The following is an 11,318-nucleotide window of genomic DNA, read 5'->3' on the forward strand; positions in this document are numbered from 1 at the left end:
CAAATATTCGAGATAAGCTAACAAAATCGTATAAATATATTGTAATATCTGAGAAAAAACGCTCTTTTCTTGTGCTTTACGAAAATAAATTGTACCTTTGCAATATCTTTGAAAAAAGATAATCAGATGAAACATTAAAAACTAAACAAAAGAATTAATAACAATGGAACAGATTAAGAATGATCAGCTCACACTTGAGATTTCATCTCTCGGAGCAGAACTTCAGAGCATCAAGGATGCTAATGGTAATGAATATCTCTGGGATGGCGACGAGAAATACTGGAACCGCCACTCTCCTATCCTCTTCCCTATCGTATGCGGATTGTGGAAAGACACTTATCGCACAGAGGGCAAGGAGTATCACCTTTCTCGCCATGGTTTCGCACGCGATACAGAGTTCAAACTCGTTGGCAAGACTGCCGACCGCCTCACCTTCGCGCTCATCGACAACGAAGAGACTCAGAAGAACTATCCTTACCACTTCAACCTTGCCATCTCTTACCGCCTGCAGGGCAACGAGATTCATGTCATCTGGCACGTAGAGAATACCGACGACAAGGAAATCTTCTTCCAGATTGGCGGTCACCCAGCATTCATGGTTCCTGGCTGCAAGAAGGGCGAAGAAATGAAGGCTACCCTGAAACTCGACAACGAGGCTCCTGTTCGTCTCTATGGTAACGTAGGCGGATGCATCGACCGTCAGGCTAAGGAAACCGTAGAAACCGACAAGGGTATCTGGGAAGTAAACGAGGAGACTTTCGCAGAAGATGCTGTTATCTTCGACAAGAGTCAGGTTAAGCAGGTGAGCATTCTCAACGAGCAGGGCGAACCTCATGTAACCCTCGAGTTCAAGACTCCAGCCGTAGGTATCTGGAACCCAACAGGCAAGCACGCCCCATTCATCTGCATCGAGCCATGGTATGGTTTGAGCGACTGGGCTGAATATGATGGCGAGTTTAAGGACAAGTATCTGATGAACCATCTGCAGCCAGGTGCAAGTTTCATGAGTGAATACATAATTCGAATTGAGAAATAATGGAAGAAAAAGACAATTTGCAACTCCCCGAGAACGCATTCCGCGAACTGAAAGACGGGGAGGAATATAAGCCGCTGATGTCGCCAGACAAGGTTTATCCTGAGGTGAACGGATGGTCGGTTACATGGGGTATCGTGATGGCAGTCATCTTCTCTGCCGCCGCAGCTTATCTGGGCTTGAAGGTGGGTCAGGTGTTCGAAGCAGCCATCCCTATCGCCATCATCGCCGTGGGCGTAAGTACCGCTACCAAGCGTAGCAAGGCGCTGGGCGAAAATGTCATCATCCAGAGCATCGGAGCCTGTTCGGGTGCCGTGGTGGCAGGAGCTATCTTCACCCTGCCAGCCATCTACATCCTGCAGGCTAAATACCCGGAAATGACTACTTCGTTTATGAAGATTTTCATGGCTTCTGCCTTGGGAGGTGTGTTGGGAATCCTGTTCCTCATTCCTTTCCGCAAATACTTCGTAAGCGATATGCATGGCAAATATCCATTCCCTGAAGCTACGGCTACCACACAGGTGCTGGTAAGCGGAGCCAAGGGTGGCGACCAGGCTAAGCCGTTGCTCATAGCCGGACTGGTGGGTGGTCTTTACGACTTTATCGTAGCCAGCCTGGGATGGTGGAACGAGAATTTCACATCGCGTGTGGTAAGTCTGGGATGCGACCTGGCTGACAAGGCGAAGCTCGTGTTCAAGGTGAATACAGGTGCTGCCGTATTAGGTCTGGGTTACATCATCGGTTTGAAGTATGCCTTCTTCACCTGTCTGGGTTCACTCGTAGTATGGTGGCTGATTGTTCCGGGCATGAGCGTTATCTTCCATGATAGCGTGCTGAGCGCCTGGGATCCTAGCATCGTGAAGACCGTGGGTGCGATGAGTCCAGAGGAAATCTTCCGTTCCTACGCCCGCAGCATCGGTATCGGCGGTATCGCTATGGCGGGTATCATCGGCATCATCAAGAGCTGGGGCATCATCAAGAGCGCCGTAGGCTTGGCTGCCAAGGAACTGAAGGGCAAGAGCGATGTAGATGAGAATGTGAAGCGCACCCAGCGCGATATCTCTTTCAAGATTATCGCTATCGGTTCGCTCGTTACCATCCTCGTAACCTTCCTCTTCTTCTGGTTTGGCGTGATGGAGGGCAACCTTCTCTTCGCCATTATCGCCATTCTGCTCGTGGCTGCCATCGCCTTCCTCTTTACTACCGTAGCGGCTAATGCCATCGCTATCGTGGGTTCAAACCCTGTTTCTGGTATGACCCTGATGACGCTCATCTTCGCCTCTGTGGTGATGGTGGCTGTAGGTTTGAAAGGTCCTGGCGGCATGCTGGCTGCTCTGATTATGGGTGGTGTGGTTTGTACAGCCCTCTCGGTAGCTGGTTCGTTTATTACCGACCTGAAGATTGGTTACTGGCTGGGAACAACTCCTAAGAAACAGGAGGGATGGAAGTTCCTCGGTACCTTGGTGAGTGCGGCTACCGTGGGCGGCGTGATGATGCTGCTGAACGAGACTTACGGATTCGCATCAGGTTCGCTTGCTGCTCCTCAGGCTAATGCGATGGCTGCGGTCATCGACCCTTTGATGAATGGCGTGGGCGCTCCTTGGGTGCTCTATGGTATCGGAGCCGTAATAGCCATCGTGCTGACTTATTTCAAGATACCTGCCCTGGCTTTCGCTCTGGGTATGTTCATTCCGCTGGAACTGAACGTTCCTCTGCTCGTGGGTGGCGCCATCAACTGGTACGTTACTTCACGCAGCAAGGATGCGAAGGTGAACAGCGAACGTGGTGAGAAGGGAACGCTCATCGCCAGCGGTTTCATCGCCGGTGGAGCCTTGATGGGTGTGGTTAGCGCCCTTCTGAAGTTTGGCGGTATCGAGTTAAGCATCGCCGACAGCTGGTGGGTAAATCCGATGTCTGAGGTTTGTTCACTCCTGGCTTACATCTGCCTCATCGGTTTCTTCATCAGAGCCACAAAGAAATAAAGAATAGGACAACTCCTATTTATAATAAAAGACAATCGCCTGGATGCATCTGAGCACCCAGGCGATTTTTTATTCTATTCTATCCGAACAGTTCTTTTATCCTACGATTCCGCAGCCACGAAATCCATCGGCTTGACGCCAAACTGCTTCTGGAAGCACTTGGCAAAATAGCTAGGACTGCTGAAACCTACCATATAGCTAATTTCGCTGATGCGATAGTTTCCTTCTTTCAGAAGCTGTGCGCCCTTCTTCAGTTTCACGAGTTGTATCATCTCGTTTGGCGTAACATCGGCAAGACCGCGAATCTTATTGAAGAGCGACGAGCGGCTCATGCCCATCTTCTCGGCAAGGAACGCCACGTTGAGTTCCGGATTCGCCACATTCTCTTCGATGATGCGAGACATTCGTTCCAGGAACGCATTATCAACCTGAGTTGGAGCAATCTCTGCTATCGGCTCAAGCGGAGTATGAGAGAACTTACTCCTCAACAGACGGCGCATCTCAAGAAGCTGTCTTACGCTTGCCTCAAGATACTTCATCGAGAACGGCTTTTCTATGTAGACATCGGCTCCACAGTTCATACTCTCCGTCTTCGCCGCATCATCGGTCTTTGCCGTGAGCATCACGAACGGGAGATGAGAATATTCAGAATTTTCACGCACCCTACGGCAGAACTCCGGACCATCCATCTCCGGCATCATCCAGTCGCTTATGATGAGCGAAACCGGATGTTTCTCCAGTTTACGGAGCGCATTCTTTCCGTTGTCGGCGGTATAAACTGTATACATCTTTTCGAAATGAGCCTTCACAAACTGGCGCATGTCTTCATCATCATCCACAATCAGCATCACCGGTTTTGCCGGTTCACGAAGTGGACTGACAACAGCAACGCCTACCTTTTGAGAACCTTGCTCAACTGGAGTTTCATCTGTCAGCAGATTTTCCTCAGCAACAGTTTCTTCTTCCTTCACCATTTTATCCGCCTTCTCAACCACAGCATCCAACTGGTTGAGCGGCAAGGTTACGATAAAGGTAGATCCCTTACCTACTGCAGATTCTACTTCAACCATACCATGATGAGCCTCAACGAGATTCTTCACGATGTTGAGACCGATTCCGGTTCCCGGTTTGTTGTCGCGTGCCTGATAGAAAGCTCCGAAGATTTTCTCCTTTTCGTCAGGACTGATTCCCAATCCGTTGTCTTCCACCTCTATGCGGAAATGGGTTCCATCCTCCAGCAAGCGGCAGGACAAGCGTACATAATCCTCGGTATATTTCAAGGCGTTGCTCATCAGATTGCTGATAACCTTGGTAATGGCCTCCTGGTCAATCATCGCCACGAGCTCATCGGCTGGATAATCTACATCAAGACGGATGCTTTTCTGCTCGAAGGTAGGAGCAAAGCGTTCTGCCACAGCATGCATCAGCTTCGAAATGTTGTTCAAACGGAAATGAACCTGCATGCCCTTCTGCTGCACTTTGTTGAAATCGAGCAGCTGATTTACTAGCAGGAGCAAACGCTGGGCGTTACGGTCGATAACAGAAAGCGTCTGCGTAATAGTCTCACCATCGGAAAGTTTTCCGGAAACCTGTTTCAAATGCTCTTTCAGGCTCTCCAAAGGTCCGATGATAAGCGTTACCGGCGTACGGATTTCATGGGCAATCATCGTGAAGAACTGCAGGCGGGCATCTCTCATCTCTTGATCCTGCTTGAGTTCCAACTGGTCGAGTTCTTCCTGATGACGGAGTTTCTCACGTTTCAACCGGCTCTGCATGAACCAGTAGATTGCGTAACCGATGAGCAGAAGATACAGAATCTTGGCTGGCAGAGACCACCAGAACGGCGGATGAACCACAATCTGCAGTTTTGCCTCATTCTTCGACCATACACCATCATTATTGGTTGCCTTAACCAGGAAGGTATAGGTTCCGGCAGGAAGATTGGTATAGTTGGCACGATGCTCGTGGGTATAAATCCAATCCTTGTCTACTCCCTCAAGTTTGTAAGCATACTGGTTCTTCTCAGGCGATACATAGCTCAGGGCGGCAAACGAGATATTGATGGTATTCTCGTTATGAGACAGATTGAGTTCTGCTGCATGACTCAGAGATTTCTCCAGCTGGTCGCTCCCCGCCTCTATCGGCTGTCCGAAGAGTTCTACCGAGGTGATTGCCACAGGAGGAGCTACCTGGTTAATCTTGACGAGATATGGATAGAAGCAGTTGAAACCTCTTGTAGAACCGAAATAGATTCTGCCATCAGAAGCCAGGAGTCTGGCGTTTGGCATAAACTGATCACAAGTGAGTCCGTCATATTTATTGAACAGCTGGACAGGTTCACCCGGCGTATATTTCACAATTCCCTTGCTGGTAGAAATCCACATTACTCCCTGCGAAATGACAAGACTCGAGAATTCCTGACTAGGCGCATCGATGGAGATGCGTCGGAATATACCTTTTGAAGGCAGAAATTCGCAAAGCCCATCGCCGGTTGCGGCATAGAGCTGCCCCTTTTCGCCAATAACCAGACAGTTTACCTGATCACTCCCCAGCGAAGTAGAATCATTCTCAACATGCTTATACTGTTTCCAGGCATTATTCTTGTCCAAGCGCCACAAGCCACCTCCCTGGGTAGCAAACCATACGTTGCCCTGAGGATCTTCCTTGATATCGATGGTAAGCGACTTGAACGACTTGATTTTTCTAAACTTCTGCTGCCCTTCATCGAAAAGGCTGGCTCCATCCATCGAAGCCGCCCACAGCCGATTCTTCCGGTCGCGATAAATACAATAGGCATTACTTCCCGAAGCCATTCCATCGGTTTGGAAAATCTGCTGCGCTCCGGTAGCCATATTCATTCTGATGACACCATTACCATAGGTTCCCACCCACAAATCATTACCATTGGCAAAGAGAGCATGAACATTATACTTGCCCATAGCCGCCTTGCCCGGATAAGAAACAAAACTGTTGGTCTGGGGATTGAAGCAGTCAAGTCCGGCATCATCGGTAGCTATCCAGATGCGATGCTGCTGGTCTTCGAAGAATCTTCCTACCACATTACCGCGCAATCCCCCCTGTCGAGCTGAGTAAGCACGGAAACGTTCTTCAACACTCGTAGAAGGAAGATAACTTACGCCACCATAGAAAGTAGTTACCCAGATGCCGCCTTCATTATCGCCAGCAATACCATAAACAAAACGCTCGTTGGTACTCCGGCTCGGATCGTTTACTTCCGACAGCATACTCCAAGAGCGGTTCTGGATGTCATACTGCACCAATCCATCATCGCTGGCTATGAGAATATACTTGTTGCCGTTGTTGTAAAGCTGGTGGATATGATGAACAGCATTACTCAAGGTTCCGCTGATGAGCTGTTCGGCACTACCATCGGCGTTGAGCTTGTAAAGTCCGTTTTCCCAGGTTCCGACATAAAGATTGCCATCGGGAGCAGCCAGCATCGCCATGCCGTAAAACATGGTTGCATCGCCCTTCAGAGGGAATGCTTCAAACTGGTCGGTCGACTTGTTGAGATGATAGATGCTGGCTCCACCATGGTTACAGAGCATCCATACCTGGTTGTTGGCATCAACCAGCGTACTTTGCACTTTACCCTGAATATTCTTCATCGGATACTGATGCAGTTCGTGAGTAGTCCGATTGTATCTGAACACGCCCTGTCCGTTGGTAGAAATCCAAATATTCTGATCGCCGTCAAGCGAAAAATTAAGGACAGGCGCCGTAATCTTATCACTCAGTTTCTGGAATCGGTCAGTTGCATTACAGAACAGATAGGCTCCATTATTGCAACCTACCAGCAGGCCTTCTTCGCAAGCAGTAAGGGCGCTCACAAACTGGTCTACAGTCGTAAAGGGATTATTATAGGTTTTGACATCGTATCCGTCAAAACGGCACAATCCGTTGTCTGTACCAAACCACATGTATCCCTTGGAACCCTGAACCACGCTACGCACAGCATTACTCGGCAAACCATCATCCATCGTGATAGAGCGCACCATAGGATCAATAGGAGCCCATTGTGCACCCGAGTTGGTTTGCGTTACCGTATGTGGCTGCGCCTGAATATCCGTAGCCCCTTTCGAAACAAAGGCTGTCGGCACCTGCGCCTCAGCCCCTACAGGCATCATCATGCAGAGTACAGAAACCATTAGAGTAGATATCTTTCTCATTATATGGGTCTTTATTTTCTGTTGTTAGATAATTTAATGCCGCAAAATTACAAAAATATAACGAGAAATACAACAAAAAGAACAAAAAAAGCCCTGAAACAAACAAATAGCTACTTTTTTAAAGTAAGACTATCCGTTTGCTTCAGGGCAAAACTTAAATAATGATTCAAGTGAGAAGTTACACTATCAACAGATTGAAACCTGAATTACTTGCTCTTTACATCGCTCCATTTAGGCGGTTTCACACCCAGCAGATTCTTCACGAAGAAATCGTAACGCTTGTGCTCGCCATAGAGTTCGCCCATGGTATGATGGGCTCCAGGAATCACCACGAGTTCAAAATCCTTGTTGGCCTTTTCCAGGGCATTCACCACCTGATAGGTGCTCGATGGATCTACGTTGTCATCTATCTCGCCTACCACCAGCATCAACGGGCGCTCCAGCTTGTAGGCGTTCTCCACGTTGCTGCACTCTACGTAGCTGGAATCGATAGGCCAGCTCATCCATTGCTCGTTCCACCAGATTTTATCCATCCGGTTGTCGTGACAGCCGCAGGCACTATAGGCTGCCTTGTAGAAATCGCCATGCAGCAATACGGCTGTGGTACTCTCCTGTCCGCCTGCCGAACAGCCATAGATTGCCACATTATCAGCATCCATATAAGGATATTTCTTGGCTGCAGCCTTGATCCAGAGTTCACGGTCTGGGAATCCGGCATCCTTCAGGTTCTTGTAACAAACCTCCTCAAACTTCTTGCCGCGATAGGAAGTGCCCATCGCATCGAGCTGGACTACGATGAAACCGAGTTCGGCAAGCGAAGTGGTGTACCAGTTGTATGGCATGAAACTCTTCGGAGTATAGGCATCGCCCGGACCCGCATAGATGTATTCGATGACCGGATATTTCTTATTAAGATCGAAATTGGTAGGGCGCTGGATGATGCCCCACATATCGGTCTTGCCATCACGCCCCTTAGCCACAAATACCTCAGGAGCAACCCATCCGTGCTTCTTCAAAGTAGCAATATCAGCCGTCTCCAGGGCCTTGACGAGCTTGCCGGTCTGCGCATCTCTGAGCACGGTAACAGGAGCAGCATCCACCTTAGAATAGGTATCCAGGAGATAACGGTAATCATAGGTATATTGGACACTATGATTTCCCTCTTCAGGAGTGAGCGCCACCATATTCTTGCCGTCGATACCTATTTTATAATAATGTACCAGATATGGGTCCTCATTCTTGTTCACGCCACTAGCCGAGAAATAGATTTCTCCCTTCTCTTCATCCACACGCTGGATACCGCGAACAAACCAGTCGCCCTTTGTAATCTGTCGGATAACCTTCGACTTCTGCACATCGTAGAGATAGAGATGATTCCAGTTGTCGCGCTCGCTCATCCAGAGCAGCTGCTTGCCATCCTTGATAAACTGACGCCACAGACGACCATAGTTCACGAAAGTATTGGCACGCTCTTCTACCACGGTACGCAGTTTGCCGGTTTCGGCATTCATCGCCAGCATCTGATAGAGATGATACCCACGCTGGTTGTACTCCATCGTCACCTCCTTGCTATCTGGTGTCCATTGCATCCATTCCAGTTCATACTGGTTTTCTATCTGATGTCTGTCAGCCTCCACTTTCTTTCCGGTAGCCACATCGATAATGACCGGATAATGCTGTGGCAGGGCATCGCCCGGCTTGGCATACTCCTGCTTGTGGAGGATAGGCTGCAGCTGGTCGGCAGGCGAAGATTCCACGTAGTAAGCATAGCGCTTCTCTACCGGCACACGCTTGCATACGAAGATGTGCTTGCCGTCTGGACTCCATTGGATGCGGTTGCTGTAATAGCATCCGATGGTACCATCCTGAGTGAGGATTCGCTTGGCTTCGGTATAAGGTTTTCCTGCCTCATGAACCACCACGTTGTAACCTTCGATGTAGGCTTCCATCTTGCCGTCGGGCGAAAGTACCGGATAAGCCTCATTCTCCTCATCTACCTCCATCCAATGGCGCTCGTGGCGTCTGCCAAACTGAGGTTTGTTGGCAAGACGAGGCTTGATGCCCAGCGCCTTTTCCATCGCATCCTGCGAATCATAGGTCTTCATTTCATCCTTGTCGGCATCATAGGAAACAAACTTCTTGCCCTGAGGAGTAGAAATCTGATAATGCAGTACGTGGGTGGAATCGCACCAAGCCGATGATCGTGCCCAATGGAACACGGAATCGGCAGAGAACTGATGACGCAGCGCATAGGCTCTGTTGTAATCTTCTAATGTGCCCTGTGCTGAAGCTGTAGCTGCCGGCATCGACATCACCAGGGCAAGAGATGCCGATAATAAAGTCTTATTCTTCATAAGCTATGATTTTTTTATTTTATGTAGATGATTTTTATTCGATTCGTACTCGATTCTTATCTGAATCGTATTCACTCTTACTTCACTCTTACCTCATAAGGGAAACGGCGGGAAGATGGATCGAGCGAATGATTCGAAGGAGCTCCCATCACCACCAGATAGAGCGCCTTGAGAGGCTGGGACTTTGGAGCCACAAGCGAAACCTTTCCGTTCATCGCTTCACCCATCGGACTGTAAATACATTCATCGGTATCGGCGGTTACTCCCACCAATCCATAACGGTAACCGATGGTGCGTGCCATCTTGTCCTTGGATGCCTTGAACACCTTACCCTCGGCATCGAGTGCTCTGAAATCTACTGTAACCTTCTTGCCAGCCTTCGGGATTTCCAGTTTGATGGCATTAAAACCATAGTTCTCTGGAACCGAAGCTGTATCCGGACGAAGATAACCATTCTTCTGCTTCAGCATCTTGGTATCGAAGGTGCAGGCATAAGAACGGGTCTCCTTGCGGGCATAATCGAAATCGAAGTTCACGAGATGGCGGTAGCAGTCGAACATCTCGTCATTAAACTGCTTCTGACTCATCTTATACTTCCGCTTGTAGGTAACAACCGGATCCTCTCCTGCTTTTCCCTCCCGATAGAGCTGGGCGATGCTTTCCAATCCATGCTTCTCGGCCCACCACTCTATCACGTATGGCGAATGATAGATGTTGTCCAGATGCAGATAACCTTTGTGGGTAAGCTGTCTGAAGGCATCGAAATGATACTTCTCATCTGTTATCCAGTCGGGATTCACTCTCCAGAGCATCCATTGGGATGTCATCTCGAAGAAGCCGCTTCCTCCCCAGGCTTCGCCCGTCTTGTCTGCCATGATCTGAAGCTGGAAACTGTGTCCCAACTCGTGAGCCAGACAGTTGAGTTTTTGATCTTGAATACGGTTAGGTGTTACCCAGAGCGCTCCGATAAAGTCATCGTAAGTTCCGCCGTAAGCAGTTCCTTCCAGCGAATAGTTCACCATCACCATCATCTTATACTTGTCGCAGATGCTGCCCGGCAGAGAGAACTTCAGGGTGTCACGGAAGAAACGATAGAACCGTTCTACCTGAGTCTGTAGATTGCCCAGGTCGAATTTCATCGGCTTACCTTCGAGCGAAGGAGGATTCTGCGGATTGTCTCCGAATGGCTTTTCCCAGAAATACACGATATTCTGGGTCTGTGCACTATGTCGCCAGCACCATCTCTCATCATCCTTGTTGAAATCATAGGGTTTCAGAGAGTCCGGTACGAAGATGAGTTTCTGTGGTGCAGAAACAGGATTTACGGGTCTGGTGGCAGGAGCCTCAGATGGGTCCTGCTGTGCCAGGACTGCAGTAGCCCAAGGCAAGGTAGCTGCTGTAAGTATCAGCGATAAGAATATTCGTTTCATTTCGGTTATGATTTTTGCGTTATTTATTATTTCGCCACAAAAGTACTGATAATCTTGCAAAAACGCTCGCAATATCGTCTAAAATGATACAAATATCGTATCTTCTCAAAGAACATCTTAGAGATTTGTCAAAAATTACATCAAAATGATAGATTTATGCCAAAAAACTTGGGAGATATTATAAAAAGTCGTATCTTTGCCAAAAGATTGCGACGTGAAGTCGTACAAGTAATTGTTCTTTGAAACTAAAGAACCTCTTATTCCGTTAAGAGTAGCCTACCGAAGCATGCGTGGTTGGTAACGACTGGGTGCGGAGCCTTCGGGACAAT

The 11,318-nt window shown here is 48.6% G+C and carries 5 protein-coding genes; 2 read left to right on the forward strand and 3 right to left on the reverse strand.

Features of this window, described 5'->3' with window-relative positions; all coding sequences use genetic code 11:
* The first annotated feature begins 163 nt into the window (after positions 1-163).
* Together ACWJAO_RS00635 and ACWJAO_RS00640 are read left to right on the forward strand one after the other, a co-directional pair.
* The gene (locus tag ACWJAO_RS00635; protein WP_418857691.1) at positions 164-1,036 is read left to right on the forward strand and encodes an aldose 1-epimerase family protein; all 873 of its coding nucleotides are present in this window, start codon (positions 164-166) and stop codon (positions 1,034-1,036) included.
* Positions 1,036-3,015 (forward strand): OPT family oligopeptide transporter, encoded by a 1,980-nt coding sequence (locus tag ACWJAO_RS00640; protein ID WP_449138888.1) that lies wholly within the window; start codon positions 1,036-1,038, stop codon positions 3,013-3,015. The genes ACWJAO_RS00635 and ACWJAO_RS00640 overlap by 1 nt, the downstream gene beginning before the upstream one ends.
* A gap of 101 nt (positions 3,016-3,116) precedes the next feature.
* Here ACWJAO_RS00640 and ACWJAO_RS00645 read toward each other — a convergent pair whose 3' ends face one another.
* The 3 genes from ACWJAO_RS00645 to ACWJAO_RS00655 all read right to left on the reverse strand — a co-directional run bounded on the left by ACWJAO_RS00645 (position 3,117) and on the right by ACWJAO_RS00655 (position 10,989).
* Complete coding sequence (locus tag ACWJAO_RS00645; RefSeq protein ID WP_449138889.1) at positions 3,117-7,205, reverse strand: hybrid sensor histidine kinase/response regulator transcription factor; 4,089 nt, start codon at positions 7,203-7,205, stop codon at positions 3,117-3,119.
* Positions 7,206-7,411: 206 nt separating this feature from the next.
* Positions 7,412-9,559 carry a DPP IV N-terminal domain-containing protein gene (locus ACWJAO_RS00650; protein ID WP_449138890.1) on the reverse strand — a complete coding sequence of 716 codons (2,148 nt, stop codon included), beginning with the start codon at positions 9,557-9,559 and terminating at the stop codon, positions 7,412-7,414.
* 77 nt (positions 9,560-9,636) lie between these two features.
* A complete protein-coding gene (locus ACWJAO_RS00655) occupies positions 9,637-10,989 on the reverse strand; it encodes a DUF6055 domain-containing protein (RefSeq protein WP_449138891.1) in 1,353 nt (450 codons plus the stop codon).
* Positions 10,990-11,318 lie beyond the last annotated feature (329 nt).

It is taken from the genome of Segatella sp., from assembly GCF_977051555.1.

What these genes read in the sequence shown, in the direction of transcription:
- ACWJAO_RS00635 (WP_418857691.1), top strand. Translation starts at nt 164, where the DNA reads ATGGAACAGATTAAGAATGATCAGCTCACACTTGAGATTTCATCTCTC.
- ACWJAO_RS00640 (WP_449138888.1), top strand. Translation starts at nt 1,036, where the DNA reads ATGGAAGAAAAAGACAATTTGCAACTCCCCGAGAACGCATTCCGCGAA.
- ACWJAO_RS00645 (WP_449138889.1), bottom strand. Translation starts at nt 7,205, where the DNA reads ATGAGAAAGATATCTACTCTAATGGTTTCTGTACTCTGCATGATGATG.
- ACWJAO_RS00650 (WP_449138890.1), bottom strand. Translation starts at nt 9,559, where the DNA reads ATGAAGAATAAGACTTTATTATCGGCATCTCTTGCCCTGGTGATGTCG.
- ACWJAO_RS00655 (WP_449138891.1), bottom strand. Translation starts at nt 10,989, where the DNA reads ATGAAACGAATATTCTTATCGCTGATACTTACAGCAGCTACCTTGCCT.